Annotated in this window: 11 protein-coding genes; 5 read left to right on the forward strand and 6 right to left on the reverse strand. The window is 45.6% G+C overall.

From position 1 onward, the window contains the following. Positions 1-17: 17 nt before the first annotated feature. Entirely contained in the window at positions 18-1427 is a 1410-nt protein-coding gene (locus SGRA_RS00270) for a hypothetical protein (protein WP_014373055.1), read from the reverse strand. Positions 1428-1663: 236 nt separating this feature from the next. Between SGRA_RS00270 and SGRA_RS00275 the strand changes: the two genes are divergently transcribed. Then, entirely contained in the window at positions 1664-2716 is a 1053-nt protein-coding gene (locus SGRA_RS00275; protein ID WP_041329793.1) for a tetratricopeptide repeat protein, read from the forward strand. Here the strand turns inward: SGRA_RS00275 and SGRA_RS00280 are convergent. Further along, positions 2713-2910, reverse strand: a complete 198-nt coding sequence (locus SGRA_RS00280) for a hypothetical protein (protein ID WP_014373057.1) — start codon at positions 2908-2910, stop codon at positions 2713-2715. The two genes, SGRA_RS00275 and SGRA_RS00280, sit on opposite strands and share 4 nt — an antisense overlap. A gap of 42 nt (positions 2911-2952) precedes the next feature. On the opposite strand from SGRA_RS00280, the gene SGRA_RS00285 reads away from it, so the two are divergent. Continuing rightward, complete coding sequence (locus tag SGRA_RS00285) at positions 2953-3939, forward strand: PorP/SprF family type IX secretion system membrane protein (RefSeq protein ID WP_014373058.1); 987 nt, start codon at positions 2953-2955, stop codon at positions 3937-3939. A gap of 135 nt (positions 3940-4074) precedes the next feature. Here the strand turns inward: SGRA_RS00285 and SGRA_RS00290 are convergent, their stop codons facing one another. The 4 genes from SGRA_RS00290 to SGRA_RS00310 all read right to left on the reverse strand — a co-directional run bounded on the left by SGRA_RS00290 (position 4075) and on the right by SGRA_RS00310 (position 8549). Then, positions 4075-5130 carry an OmpA family protein gene (locus SGRA_RS00290; protein ID WP_014373059.1) on the reverse strand — a complete coding sequence of 352 codons (1056 nt, stop codon included), beginning with the start codon at positions 5128-5130 and terminating at the stop codon, positions 4075-4077. A gap of 472 nt (positions 5131-5602) precedes the next feature. Next, a complete protein-coding gene (locus SGRA_RS00300) occupies positions 5603-6397 on the reverse strand; it encodes an outer membrane beta-barrel protein (RefSeq protein ID WP_014373061.1) in 795 nt (264 codons plus the stop codon). 280 nt (positions 6398-6677) lie between these two features. Beyond that, positions 6678-7472, reverse strand: a complete 795-nt coding sequence (locus SGRA_RS00305; protein WP_014373062.1) for an outer membrane beta-barrel protein — start codon at positions 7470-7472, stop codon at positions 6678-6680. A 291-nt stretch (positions 7473-7763) separates the two neighbouring features. Further along, positions 7764-8549 carry a porin family protein gene (locus SGRA_RS00310; RefSeq protein WP_014373063.1) on the reverse strand — a complete coding sequence of 262 codons (786 nt, stop codon included), beginning with the start codon at positions 8547-8549 and terminating at the stop codon, positions 7764-7766. 182 nt (positions 8550-8731) lie between these two features. Here SGRA_RS00310 and SGRA_RS00315 point away from each other — a divergent pair, with 182 nt between their 5' ends. The 3 genes from SGRA_RS00315 (at position 8732) to lon (ending at position 14977) form a co-directional block, all read left to right on the forward strand. Next, the gene (locus SGRA_RS00315; RefSeq protein WP_014373065.1) at positions 8732-11218 is read left to right on the forward strand and encodes a DUF5686 and carboxypeptidase regulatory-like domain-containing protein; all 2487 of its coding nucleotides are present in this window, start codon (positions 8732-8734) and stop codon (positions 11216-11218) included. A 269-nt stretch (positions 11219-11487) separates the two neighbouring features. After that, positions 11488-12081, forward strand: coding sequence for a methyl-accepting chemotaxis protein (locus SGRA_RS23690; RefSeq protein ID WP_187288177.1), 594 nt, complete (start codon positions 11488-11490; stop codon positions 12079-12081). A gap of 481 nt (positions 12082-12562) precedes the next feature. Continuing rightward, positions 12563-14977 carry an endopeptidase La gene (lon, locus tag SGRA_RS00335; RefSeq protein WP_014373069.1) on the forward strand — a complete coding sequence of 805 codons (2415 nt, stop codon included), beginning with the start codon at positions 12563-12565 and terminating at the stop codon, positions 14975-14977. Positions 14978-14982 lie beyond the last annotated feature (5 nt).

A 14982-nucleotide genomic window follows, 5' to 3' on the forward strand; every position in this document is an offset into this window, starting at 1 on the left:
GCAAAACGCAGTTGGACCTAATCGTAGCTCAGGCGGACCAAACGAAACTTATTGTTTCGCTCACTGATGGCCAAGGTCGTTTTTGCCGAAACCTGTTTCGCCCGCTGAAAATCAGGCAAAATCCCCGAACGCTTTTCTCCAAATAGCCGCTGCCGCTCGGCCTGCCCGCTTGCATCTACCGTATATTCATATACTCGGCCCAAATAGCGAATTTCATCATTATAAATAAACCTCAGATGACGAGCTGTTTTCATGAGGAAAAAAGAAGAATAGCGGCCCTCATCATTTTCTGATTTTTGCTGCTTAAACAAAACCTCCTGCCAATGTAATTTACCAGAGGGATGCACAGAAGTTAGCAAAATATTCTCATAGAGGTAATCGGTTTGCTGGGCCGGAAGATGGTCCTGATAAGAAGTTCTATGATTATTATAATTATACTTTCGGTAGCGCTCGGCCACCAATAAAATGCCGCCATCTCGGCGGGGAATAAGCTCTTGCAAACGAAGGTATTCTACTCGCCGCAGGTTTTTTCGCTTTTGGCCCGTTAGGCTACGGATTAAGGTATCGGGAAAAGGATGAAATTTTAGCAAAGCCTCTTCTTGCATATCATAACGCAGGTAAAATAAGCCTTCTACCTCATTGCCCGATTGATAATAAAGTCCCCCAATCAATAACTGTTGGTTGAGCTCATCATAATCTACTAGGTATTCATCTGTTTTGGCTTGGGCAAAATCAATTTTATGTTTTTTGCGCTCGCCCTGAGCAGAAATACTGAAGAGCAAAAAATGGTGGTCCTCTCGCCGCAGGCGATTATGAAACTCGAATAATAAGAGGGCCTGTCCCGAATTACAAATGACAATATGCTCCAAACGCTTAAAGTTCTTTATCTCAAAATCTTTAAGGCTATACTCCCAACGCAGCTGCCGATCGGCCAAATTATAGCAGCCCCATTCTATTTCTCGGTTATTGACCTTATGAAAGACCAATAATTCGGACTTATCTTGAGAGAGCTCCCAACGCAAATCCCGATAAGGCACAAAATACTTAAAGAGCAAAAGGGCCTCATCAGCTAATTCTTGGCCCTCTGCTCCTATCTCCTTCATTCGGATTTCCGTATTGCCATCAAAGTGCATAGCATAGATGAGCTGAAAGCGGTCCTTTTGCTGCAAGCTCTCCATAAAGAGCAAATCTGCACGTGGGTAGCTAATTGTGGTCTCCCATTCCTCTTCTAGGTTCATCCGAAAGCTATGAATACCATGCTCCTTGCCTGGCCCTTCTCGATATACATAATAAAGGCTATCAATTTGGCCCAAAACAAAGCAATCTTTGTCTCGGCCCATACTATAAGCGGGCGAGCTAGCTAGCTGTTGTGCCCAAAGAGCAGAGCAGCTCATAAGAAAACTGAAAATAAAAGGGATAAGCTTCATAAAAGGAGTTTTTAAGGAAGTTCATTGTCCGTACAATTTAAAAGTGCTAATTTTGGCCCAAATTATTAAACTTGGGCGCTAGCGCAATAGGCCTAGCGATGTGCAGCAGTGGCCGAAGGCCAGACCCAGGCGGCAAAGCCGCCGCAGGGCCGAGCGAACAGCGAGCTGCGAAACGTAGCGCCCGCCGAAGGCGGGAGGCCCCAAAAAAGAACAAAAAAAATCTAAAAAAAGATATTATGCGCATCTATTCCTTTCTTCTATTCTTTGGACTTAGCTGGCTATTTGGCGCCTGTAGTTCTGAAAATGTAAACGAATCGCCACAGCAAAGCTACGATATTCCGGCTATTGACCAACTGAGCCAGATGATTGCCAAAAGCCCAAAAGATGCTAGTCTGTATGCCGATCGTTCTCGTGCATTTTGGGAGGCCGAATTGTATAAAGAAGCCGAATTGGATGCTGAAAAAGCCTTGGCTCTAGACTCTTCTAAGATAGAATATTATGCCGTTTTAGCCGATGCCTATTTTGATAATCAGCATTCGCTCTCGGCGATTAAGGTTTTAGAAAAAGCCATAGATCGCTTTCCGCAGGCGGTTCCCCTTTATCTAAAATTGGCCGAAATGCAGAATATTGTCAAGCAGTATCAGGAGGGAATGCTTGTTTTAGATAAGCTAGAAAAAATACAGCCCAGCCAGCCCGATGCCCTTTATTTGAGAGGCAGCATGCTTAGAGATATGGGCGATACGCTCAAGGCCCTAGAAAGTTTTCAGGCTACGGTAGAACAGGATGCCGATTATTTGGATGCCTATATGCAGTTGGCCATTTTGGGCGATAAAATAGATGCGCCTTATACGGTCAGCTATATTGATAATGTGTTGCGGATTGATTCTACCTATGAGGATGCGCTTTTGCTCAAGGCTCAATATTATCATTTCCGCTCTAAGTATGAGGAGGCAGAGGCGGCTTATGAGCAAGGAATTTTGCGGCAGCCCATGAGCCCCAACCTCAACTATAACTTGGCCCTAATGTATTTGGAGCAAGGAGATCAGGCGGCCAAACAAACAGAAAAAGCGCAAGACTTTTTTAATAAAGCCCTGCGCCATTTTGACAATGCCACAAAGTTTGACCCTCAATTTGCAAATGCCTACTATTATAAAGGCCTTGCGGCAGAACGTTTGGGCAAAAAAGAAATGGCCCTCCAAGAGTATGAAAATGCCCTAAGAATGGAAGTCTTTTTGAGAATCATAGAGCCTAGCACCGTAGAAGCGGCCATAGCTCGTCTACGTATTTAATCTTCTGACTGTTCGTCTTCTTCCTCTCCCTCTCTTTCTCTGAGTTTCTTGTCATCAACATTTTCGTTGAGAAAGTCATTCAGGCGATCAATAGAAAAAGAGCTCTTAATTTCGCCAAACTCATTGATGTGGATTTCGAAGCCCTCAAGATCTTTATGCATCTTGGGGGTTTTCCCTTTTTTATTCTTGCTCATAATTAGTTATTTTGATGAGTCTAAACTAAAGCTTTAAATTTTATGCTGCAAATCTCCCCTTATCTATTTTTTCTGTTGCTCTTTGCTTCGCCTTTATTTGGGCAGCAACTTCCGCTTAGCCAGGAGTATCAGCAACAGGCCTTTTTTCTCAATCCTGCCAGTCTGGGCCAAGAAGGCGTTCAGCAAATACAGTTGGGCTACAAACAACAATGGTTAAATATGCCCGAATCGCCCAGAACGGCCAGTTTGGCCTATCAACATTGGGCGGAAGATAAAAATATGGCTTGGGGATTGGCCTTGCAACAAGACAGAACGGGCCCTAGTTCCTATACGGCCCTACAATTTTCTTATGCCTACCAATTGCAGCTCGGCAAGGTCCAAAAAGGCGAGTTTGGGCATCGCTTAAATTTGGGCCTTAGCTTATCGGCTTTGCACTATCAGCTTAGGGGGCAAGATTTATCGGCCCTAGACCCCAATGATCCGCTGATTATTCAGAACAATGAAAGCCAATTATTGCCCGAAGCCGCCTTGGGGGCGCTTTACCAAACAGAGCAATTTCAACTGGGTTTTTCGGTCCCTCAGATTTTGGGCCTAAAGCTGCGCTTTTCTGATGGGCAGTCGCTATCTGACCTCAGAAGGGTGGCCCATATTTATTTGCATGCGGCTACTAAAATTGATTTTTATTCGGGCAGTTTTAGAAAGGCTGGAGATGCCCCCAAACACCGAATTATTCCCCAAATTTGGTTTAGATATGCCCTCAACTCTCCCTTTGGGGTCATGCTAAATGCCCAATACATCTATGACCAACGCTTTTTGCTGGGCCTAGGCTATGGCAGCGAGGGCAGCCTGATGGTTTCCCTGGGCACAACGGTTAAACAACGCTATCGGATTAGCTATATTTTTAGCCAAACCGCCAGCAATTTGGGACCACAACTGGGCAGTAATCATGAGCTGCTCTTGGCCTACACCCTTTTTGCCAATGGAAAAGGCTGGCAACAGCCAGCCCTCAGCTCCATTTGGGCCAAATAAGCAGTTGGACCAAAAAATGTTTAGTAAAACTCCTCTTTATTTGAATAAAATTCTATTTTTGTTTTGTCCACCTACTTATAGGTTGGTGAATCAACAAGTGTTTGAGGGGTTGTCTGCAAAGACAGCCCCTTTTTTTTATTGGGCCAAGGCCTTGATCTCAATTCTCCAGTTTTTGGCCCTTTTTTTATCGCTATCATTGGCATTGATATTTTGGCTGCTGCCTCGGCCTTTTAGTTGCAGCTGCTTGGCCGATACGCCCTTGGCCACCAAATAATCTACTACGCTTTTGGCTCTAGCCTCCGAAAAAAGGCGATTGCTGCCCTCATCTCCGCTGTTGTCGGTATGTCCAGAGATTTCAAATTTTTGCTCTGGAAAACGCCCTAAGTTTTCGGCCAACTCATCCAAAATGGGCAAGCTTTCCGCTTTGAGGCGCTCTGTGGCCTTTTCAAAAACGATATTTTTGAGCCAAAGTCGTTCTTCGGCCTTAAATTCTTGGCCCTTTTGGTAGCTGGCCAAATCTACCTGCCCCTTAAAGAGGGTCACCGAAGCCCAATCTATATAAATATAGGCACAATCTCCCTTGGCCCAATTTCGCATACTGAGCTCATTATTGTCCATAAAATTTCCTAAAGTGAGGTAGCGCTCGCCCCCTTCTGCCTTATAAATTGCCGAAATTTCCTGCCATTGATACTGCTCCTGAATGAGCCCATTATCGGCTCGCAGTTTTAAAGATGGCCCCGGCAAACTCGCATATCCTTCTTGTTTTTTGGGCGCTAGGCTATCAAAACGCAAGCCCAGTTCATCAATGGGCGCAAAACAAAAACGGATGGGCCGCCGAACTCTCATTTTAACCAAATAGTCTGTATTGGCCAGTAGAGGAGTTTCCAATTCTCCGGTCAGATATTCGCCTTCTTTGGCCAAGCCCAAGCCCGCATAGACCTTGCCCTCGGCGGGGCTAGGCATTTTTAGGGCCTGCAAATAGGTTTTTCGTTCGGGCAATAAGGGACAGCCTGGATTAAAAAAATTGACCTGCCCAGCCGTAACTTGCCAAGCCGAGGGCATCGACAGCAATTCGGTGCTGTCATCACAATGGCAACCCTCTTCAAAAGAAGGGTTTTTAAGTAGGTTTTCTTGGGCAAAAAGTCCCTGGCCCAAGGCCAATAGAAAAGCAGAAAAAAGAAATTGACGCATAAGTTTTATTTTTTGTTTTTGGGGCTTGCCCGCCCTGCGGGCGGGCCGGGCTGTTCAGGGGCTCGCAAGCCTGCTCGGCCCTGCAGTTTTTTTCGCTTCGCTTCAAAAAACTTGGGTCTGCGGCTGCGCCGCCCCCCTTTCCATCCCTAAGCCGGCGGCTGCGCCGCCTCTAGGTCCATAAAGTCCTTTTCGCTCTAAGAATACATAATGATGCCAAAAAGTTAGTAGTCTCTTGCCAAGATTTTTGCATTTTGCGTTTCTACAGGCGGCGAAGCCGCCGCAGGCCCAGCGCTGCGCAGCGGTGGCCGCAGGCCAGACCAAAGCCGCCTTTGGCGGCTGAAGGGCCGAGCGAATAGCGAGCCGCGCAGCATAGCGGCGGCCAGCTTGCTGGCCGCGGGCCCCAAAAAAAAGGACCAAAACACAAAAGTGCTTGGTCCTAAAAGATAAACTCTTTATTTATTGTGACAGCAGTTTATTCTCCGCCACCAATAGTATAGGTCAAACCAACAGTAAGTCCACCCATTACGTTGTAAGCCGTGCCGCGAGTTCTTGAGTAATCATAGTCGGGAAAAGCAGAAGGGTTGGCACTGAAAGGGCCAGAAACATCTTTTCCAGCAGCATAAGAGTCTTGCCCTTCGGGGTTGGTCAATGAGCTAGAAAGGTGGAAAAGCACCAAAATTTTCATATTTTCATCTACGTTGATAGCTCCACCCATTTCTAGCGTGGCGCCAAAAACAACATCATTGTAGATTTTATAGTTTTCGCAAAATCTTTTTTCTATCCGAGTCATGTCAATATCTTCACGATCTATATGAAAAACTGCACCACTATTTTCTTCATAGTTATAAACGGCCTTGCTCAGAAAATCTAGGTGAGGGCCAAAACGGAAATAAGAAGTGAAAGAGCCTTCTGTGCTTCCGTTAAATTTCAGCAAAACGGGGACACGGACATAAGTCAATTTACGAGAGTATACATCCATCTCGTCCTTGTTGCTTGAAGAGGCTTTATTGATATAATTTTGGCCCTGTTGAGACAGGTTAAGGCCCAATTGTAGACCCATACCTTCTGTGAAGTTGATGCCTAGATGAGCTCCAGCATTGTAGCCAAAAGTGGCTTGTAGGTCCATTTCATCGCCTTGGGCAAAATCTTCATCATTGATGATCCAGCTAGTGGCAGGCGTGAAAGTGACGCCAAATTCTAGGTCTTTTTGGGCAAAACCAAACTGTGCAGCCATTAGAAAAAGAGCTAGTAAACTTAGGTTACGCATTGTTTTTCTTGGTTTTAAGGTGATTAAATATGTTGTGTGCGATAAAATTACAAGTATTTTGGATAGAACTGCTATCAAAAATATTTTCTGTCGCTGCTTTTTAGACGCTGCAGAGGGGCATAAGTTGGAAAAGCTTTAATTTCTCCCTCTAACTTCCTTTATATTTCTTATGTTTTGGGGCCCGCGGCCAGCTTGCTGGCCGCGGGCCCCAAAAAAAAGGACCAAAACACAAAAGTGCTTGGTCCTAAAAGATAAACTCTTTATTTATTGTGACAGCAGTTTATTCTCCGCCACCAATAGTATAGGTCAAACCAACAGTAAGTCCACCCATTACGTTATAAGCCGTGCCGCGAGTTCTTGAGTAATCATAGTCGGGAAAAGCAGAAGGGTTGGCACTGAAAGGGCCAGAAACATCTTTTCCAGCAGCATAAGAGTCTTGCCCTTCGGGGTTGGTCAATGAGCTAGAAAGGTGGAAAAGCACCAAAATTTTCATATTTTCATCTACGTTGATAGCTCCACCCATTTCTAGCGTGGCGCCAAAAACAACATCATTGTAGATTTTATAGTTTCCGCAAGATCTTTTTTCTATCCGAGTCATGTCAATATCTTCACGATCTATATGAAAAACTGCACCACTATTTTCTTCATAGTTATAAACGGCCTTGCTCAAAAAATCTAGGTGAGGGCCAAAACGGAAATAAGAAGTGAAAGAGCCTTCAGTGCTTCCATTAAATTTTAGCAAAACGGGAACACGGACATAAGTCAATTTACGAGAGTATACATCCATCTCGTCCTTGTTGCTTGAAGAGGCTTTATTGATGTAATTTTGGCCCTGTTGAGACAGGTTAAGGCCCAATTGTAGACCCATACCTTCTGTGAAGTTGATGCCTAGATGAGCTCCAGCATTGTAGCCAAAAGTGGCTTGTAGGTCCATTTCATCGCCTTGGGCAAAATCTTCATCATTGATGATCCAGCTAGTGGCAGGCGTGAAAGTGACGCCAAATTCTAGGTCTTTTTGGGCAAAACCAAACTGTGCAGCCATTAGAAAAAGAGCTAGTAAACTTAGGTTACGCATTGTTTTTCTTGGTTTTAAGGTGATTAAATATGTTGTGTGCGGCAAAATTACAAGTATTTTGGATAGAACTGCTATCAAAAATATTTTCTGTCGCTGCTTTTTAGACGCTGCAGAGGGGCATAAGTTGGAAAAGCTTTAATTTCTCCCTCTAACTTCCTTTATATTTCTTATGTTTTGGGGCCCGCGGCCAGCTCGGCAAAGCCGAGCTGGCCGCGGGCCCCAAAAAAAAGGACCAAAACACAAAAGTGCTTGGTCCTAAAAGATAAACTCTTTATTTATTGTGACAGCAGTTTATTCTCCGCCGCCAATAGTATAGGTCAGACCAACAGTAAGTCCACCCATTACGTTGTAAGCCGTGCCGCGAGAAGCAGAACCTGCATCATCGGGGAAGGCAGAAGGGTTGGTCAATGAAACCAATGGACTAGCATTATAAGAGTCTTCGCCTTCGGGGTTGCTCAATGAACCAGAAAGGTGGAAAAGTACCAAAATTTTCATGTTTTCATCAACATTGATGGCTCCACCCATTTCTAGCGTGGCGCCAAAAACAACATCATTATAGATTTTGTAGTTTCCACCAGTAGGGTTTTCTACCTGAGTCAAATCAATATCTTCACGGTCTACACGGAAAATAGAGCCACTATTTTCTTCATAGTTATAAACGGCCTTGCTCAGAAAATCTAGGTGAGGGCCAAAACGGAAATAAGAAGTGAAAGAGCCTTCTGTGCTTCCATTAAATTTTAGCAAAACGGGAACACGGACATAAGTCAATTTACGAGAGTATACATCCATCTCGTCCTTGTTGCTTGAAGAGGCTTTATTGATGTAATTTTGGCCTTGTTGAGAAAGGTTTAGCCCAACTTGAAGGCCCATACCTTCTGTGAAATTGATGCCTAGATGAGCTCCAGCATTGTAGCCAAAAGTGGCTTGTAGATCCATTTCATCGCCCTGAGCAAAATCTTCATCGTTAATGATCCAGCTAGTGGCAGGCGTGAAAGTGACGCCAAATTCTAGGCCTTTTTGGGCAAAACCAAACTGTGCAGCCATTAGAAAAAGAGCTAGTAAACTTAGGTTACGCATTGTTTTTCTTGGTGTTAAGGTGATTAAATATGTTGTGTGCGCCAAAATTACAAATATTTTGGATAGAACTGCTATCAAAAATAATTTCTGTCGCTGCTTTTTAGACGCTACAGGGGGGCATAAGTTGGAAAAGCTTTATATTTTGAGGGCTATAGATTGCTCCAACTCCCTAAATCAAGATTATGAATAAGATTTTATTTTTGCTTCTCTTTTTGGGCTTCAGCTCTAGCCAGCTTTTGGCTCAACTTTCTGGCTTAGTGACCGACGAAAAAGGAGCCCCCCTCCCCTTTGTCTCGGTTTATCTCCAAAAAGAATCGGTGGGGACTACCTCCAATATAGAGGGCCGATATTTACTTCGGCTAGCGCCTGGAGAATACCAATTGGTCTTTCAGTATGTGGGCTACAAAAAGAAAGTCATCAACTTAAACTGGAGCGAAAACGAGCAACTAGAGCTCAATGTAGAGCTCGCCCCACTAGATCTTCAGGCCCCAGAGGTGGTGGTCGATGGCTCGGAAGATCCAGCCTATGGCATTATTCGGCAGGCCATGAAAAAGCGAAAGTTTTACCTCAATCAGGTCCAAAAATTTAGCTGCGAGGCCTATGTTAAAGGCGCCCAAGAAATTAGTGAATTGCCCGAAAGCATTATGGGCCAATCTACAGCAGAGTTTAGAAAGCAATTGGACTCCTCGGGCAGTGGCATGGTTTATCTTTCCGAATCGGTATCCAAAATTTATGTCCAAGGTAATAAAGTGAAAGAAGAAATGATTTCATCTAAGGTCAGTGGCGATGATAATGGCTTTAGCTTTAATTCTGGGGCCGCCATGATGGATATGAATTTCTACCAGAATTATACAGAGCTGATTGATGCCCGCCTGCTCTCGCCTATTGGCCAAGGCGCCCTTAATGCCTATAAATACAAATTGCTCAATACCTTTTTTGATGAGGGCAAAATGATCTATCAGGTCCAAGTTATTCCCAAAAACCCCTTGGGCCAACTCTTCTTTGGCGACATTTATATTGTAGATGGCGAATGGTGCATCCATAGTACCGACCTCAAAACAACGGGCAAGGCCGCCAATATTTCTATCCTCGATACCGTGGCGTTTAAGCAGCTGCATGTAGAGGTGCAAGATAGCGTTTGGCGACTTTTTTCTCAGGAAATTGAACTGAGCATCAATGTCTTTGGCATCGAGATTTCAGGCGGAATTATTGGCGTTTTTCAGCAGTATGATTTGGCCCCCGAATTTCCCAAAAAACTCTTCAATAACGAAATCTTTTCGGTAGAGGCCGAGGCCAACAAAAAAACGGAGGTCTACTGGGATAGCATTCGCCCCCTTCCGCTTTCCGAAAAAGAGGTCGTCGAGTACCATATTAAAGATAGCCTGCAGGAGGTCCTCAACGACCCCGCCTATATTGATTCTATGGACCGAGTCGCCAACCGCCCAAGCTGGAGCCTGCTGCTATCGGGCTATAGCTACCGCAAACGCAACAAGGGCTATAGTTGGTCAATTTCTTCTCCCCTGTATAGTATCATGTATAATACGTTGCAGGGCTTTTATGGAGATGTTAATCTGGGCTATAACAAACACTTCAATAAGGAAAATACTCGCTACCTCAATGCCAAGATGAAGCTGCAATATGGCCTTGCCGATAAGCGCCTGCGCCCCTCGGGCAGCCTCTTTTTCCGCTTCAATAAAATCAATGATGCCAATCTAACGCTCAGCGGCGGAAATTTGGTCCAGCAGTTTGTCGAAGACCCGCCCATGAGCCCGCTCATCAATAGCTATACTTCTTTGGTCTATCGGCAAAACTATATTAAGGCCTACGATAAAACCTTTGCCCATCTGCGCTATTCTCAACGGCTATTTAATGGGCTGCGCCTGCTCTTTCAGGCCGAATATGCCCAGCGCAAAGCCCTAAGAAATCAGGCCGATTATAGCCTATTGTTTAGGGATAAAAGGGAGTTTTACTCTAACCAGCCCCTCGATTTTAATCAGCCGCCAGCAGAAGATACCCTGGCCTTCCAAGCCAATGATCGCCTGCTGCTCGATCTGCGCTTTCGCCTGCGTTTTGGCCAGAAGTACCTCTCTTACCCCAAAGAACGCATCTATCGCCCCAGTAATATTCCCGAAATTTGGCTGATTTATAAAAAAGCCCTGGCCCTCAACGACCAAATGACGGCCTTTGATTATCTAGGCGCCTATATCCAAAAGTTCGATTTGCCGGTGGCCGGTATCGGAAAGTTTAGTTGGCGCACAGAGGCCGGCCACTTTCTCAATCACAAAAATATGCGCTTTGTCGATTATCAACACTTTCGTGGCAACCAAACTTTTTTTGCCCAAAATGGCAAGCAATGGCGCAGCTTTCAGCTCTTGCCTTATTATGAGCACAGCACGATGGATTATTTTGTACAAACCCATTTTGAGCACCATTTTAATGGCTTTCTCTGGAATAAATTGCCGGGCCTCAAAAAGTTGGGCTTCGAAACTATTCTGGGGGTCCACCACCTCTATACGCCCGAAAAAGGCAACCATCTGGAGTTCAATTTTGGTATCGACCGCATCGGCTGGAAGCTCTTCCGCATTATCCGCATAGATGCCGTGATGGCCATCCGTGAAAATAAAACCCCAGATTGGGGCGGAGTCATTAGCTTTAATTTCTCCCTCTAACTTCCTTTATATTTCTTATGTTTTGGGGCCCGCGGCCAGCTCGGCTTTGCCGAGCTGGCCGCCGCTATGCTGCGGGGCTCGCAGGTCTGCTCGGCCCTGCAGCCGCCTTTGGCGGCTTGGGTCTGGCCTGCGGCCCCCCCTCCGCAGCGCTGGGCCTGCGGCGGCTTCGCCGCCTGCTAGATCTAGCTAGTTTTTGCCCTGGGCCAAAGAAGGAGCTATGCAAACGGCAAAGCTTGCTTTTCTGAATATTTTGTTAAATTCATTTATAAATGAACTTATACAAAAAGCTGGATAATGACCTTTTTAGCATCATTGACCATGCTCCAGATATCATTGACCATGCCCCAGACATCATTGACCATACCCCAGACATCATTGACCATACCCCAGACATCATTGACCATGCCCCAGACATCATTGACCATGCTCCAGACATCATTGACCATACCCCAGACATCATTGACCATACCCCAGACATCATTGACCATACCTCAGACATCATTGACCATACCTCAGACATCATTGACCATACCTCAGACATCATTGACCATACCTCAGACATCATTGACCATACCTCAGACATCATTGACCATACCTCAGACATCATTGACCATACCTCAGACATCATTGACCATACCTCAGACATCATTGACCATACCTCAGACATCATTGACCATACCTCAGACATCATTGACCATACCTCAGACATCATTGACCATACCTCAGACATCATTGACCATACCTCAGACATCATTGACCATGCCTCAGACATCATTGACCATGCTCCAGACATCATTGACCATGCCCAAAGGCCCTCTTTAGAGAGCTGTCTGAAAAAGCTACAGGGCCAGAGCATCCTTTAACAACTAAAAAGAAAACTAAATTTGCGTTTATAAACTAAAGTTACTACTTTTGAATAAATACAAACTAAAAGCGCTAAGGCCAGCCCTTAAATTTGGTCCAATTGGGCGTCCTACAGGCGGCGAAGCCGCCGCAAAGGCGCGCAGCGCCGCGGCTGAGGGATGGACAGCAGTGGCCGAAGGCCAGACCAAGGCGCTGAAAGCGCCGCAGGGCCGAGCGAATAGCGAGCTGCGAAACAGCCCGACCCAGCCGTAGGCTGGGGCAGCCCCAGAAAAAAACAAGTCAAAACGGCAGAATATATAGAAGGGAATAGCTTTTGGCTTATAGCTAGGCGGTTTAAAAAACGGGCCTATTTGCTTAATTTTTTTCCTTATAAAAGGATTAAGCGGTCAAAACTACTTAGTTTAGGCCCAAACCGACTGACAAGCTGTCAGCAACTGGCAGCAGAAGCCGAGAGGCTTGCATTCATTACAAATAATCAGCATGTCAAAAAAAGAAAACGATTTGAGTCCAGAGGAAGAAATGGAAATTTTGCCCTTTTTTAGTGTAGACGAGCAAGAGGAGCGTTTGATGCAAGAAGAGGAATATAGTTATGACCTTCCTGTTTTGGCATTGAAGAACACCGTTTTGTTTCCGGGAGTAGTCATTCCTGTGACGGTGGGCCGCGAGCGGTCTATAGCGGCGGTACAAGATGCCTATGCAGATGGTAAGCATATTTTGGTTTTTGCCCAGAAAGATATGGAGGTCGATGAGCCAAAATTGAAAGATTTGCATACCTTGGGCGTGGTGGCTAAAATTCTTCGTCTCATCAAAATGCCCGATGATAGTTATACGGCTATTTTGCAGGGTCGTCGACGGACGGGCAGAGAGCGCAAAGCGCTGCAGACCCTTCCGTTTTTGCGGGCCGAGCCTATTTTGTTGGTTGATGAGTGGCCTAAGAAGAAAGAGCAAATTGAGTTTGAGGCGACCTTACAATCTATACGAGAGAAAAGTGAGGCCCTAATAGATATTAGTCCGCAAATTCCTTCAGATGCGGTACAGCTGCTGCATAAAATCCAGAATTCTGGTTTTTTGGTCAATTTTGTGGCCACCAATATGCAGGTGAGCGTGAGTGCCAAACAAGAGCTACTCAATGAGAGTAAGCTGCTCAAGCGGGCCAAAATCTTGTTGGATCAATTGAGTATTCAGTTGCACATTACCGAGATTCGGGCCGAATTGGAGGAAAAAGTGCGGGAAGAGATGGAGAAGCAGCAGCGGGATTACATCCTCAACCAGCAGATGAAGTTGATTCAGGATGAGCTGGGCGAAAATCCGCAGAGCCAAGAAGTGGACCGTTTGCGGGCCAAGGCAGCGGATAAAGACTGGTCGGAAGCGGTGCAAGAAAAATTTGATCGGGAACTTCGTCGATTGGAGCGCACCAACCCCATGGCGCCAGACTACTCTTTGACGCTCAACTACTTAGAAACCTTGGTCGATTTACCTTGGAATGAGTTTAGCCAAGATAATTTTGATTTGAACAAGGCCGAAAAGATTTTGGACCAGGACCATTATGGTTTGGACAAGGTCAAGGATCGGATTTTGGAATATTTGGCAGTTTTGGAATTGCGCCAAGACATGAAAGCGCCAATTATTTGCCTCTTGGGCCCTCCCGGTGTGGGAAAAACCTCTTTGGGGCGTTCGGTGGCTTCGGCTCTCAATCGAGAATACATTCGGATGTCGCTAGGTGGCCTACATGATGAGTCCGAATTGCGGGGGCACCGTAAAACCTATATTGGGGCCATGCCGGGTCGCATCATTCAATCTTTGAAAAAAGCGGGGAGCTCTAATCCCGTTTTCATTTTGGATGAGATCGATAAAATGGGCCGTGGACAAAGAGGCGACCCCTCTTCTGCCCTACTAGAAATCCTTGATCCCGAGCAAAATAGCAGCTTTTACGACAACTATTTGGAGTTAGATTATGACCTTTCTAAGGTGCTCTTTATTGCTACCTCCAACTCCTTGAGTTCTATTCAGCCGGCCCTTTTGGACCGTATGGAAATCATTGAGCTATCGGGTTATTCGGTAGAAGAAAAGCTAGAAATTGCCAAGCGCCACTTGATTCCCAAGCAGCGCAAAGAGCATGGGCTTTCGGGCAATCAGTTTAGAATTGGGGCCAAAGCCCTACAAACCTTGGTCTCAGATTATACCCAGGAGTCGGGCGTGCGTAAACTAGAGCGCCAAATTGCTCGTTTGATGCGGATTGCGGCCAAGCAAATTGCTCAGGGCGATAAAAAGCAGGTTCGCTTTAGTACGGCTCAGGATGTGGAAGATGCCTTGGGCATTAAAACCACCGTTAAGGATATTTATGAAGAAAAGTTGCCTGCTGGTGTAGCCGTTGGTTTGGCTTGGACCCAAGTGGGGGGCGAAATTCTCTTTATTGAGGCCAGTTTAAGTCCGGGCAAGGGCAAGCTTCAATTGACGGGGAACTTGGGCGATGTGATGAAAGAATCTGCGGCCTTGGCCCTTTCTTACCTCAAGAGCCATGCAGAAGAGTTTGGCATTGAGGCCAGCCTTTTTGAGCAAAGAGATGTGCATTTGCACGTTCCTGCCGGGGCTGTGCCCAAGGATGGACCTTCTGCGGGAATTACTATGCTTTCGGCCCTAGCCTCTGCCTTTAAGGGTAAAGCCTTGCGCTCTCATTTGGCCATGACCGGAGAAATTTCTTTGAGAGGTCGCGTGCTTCGAGTAGGCGGCATTAAGGAAAAAATCTTGGCGGCCAAACGGGCTGGAGTCAAAGAATTGATTCTTTGCGAGGACAACCGTCCGCATGTTATGGAAGTAAAAGCCGAATATATCAAAGGCCTAGAGTTTCATTATGTCAAGCGCATGGAAGATGTACTCAAAATTGCCTTGCGTTAATTTTC

The sequence above is a fragment of the Saprospira grandis str. Lewin genome, from assembly GCF_000250635.1.
GTDB classification, from domain to species: domain Bacteria; phylum Bacteroidota; class Bacteroidia; order Chitinophagales; family Saprospiraceae; genus Saprospira; species Saprospira grandis.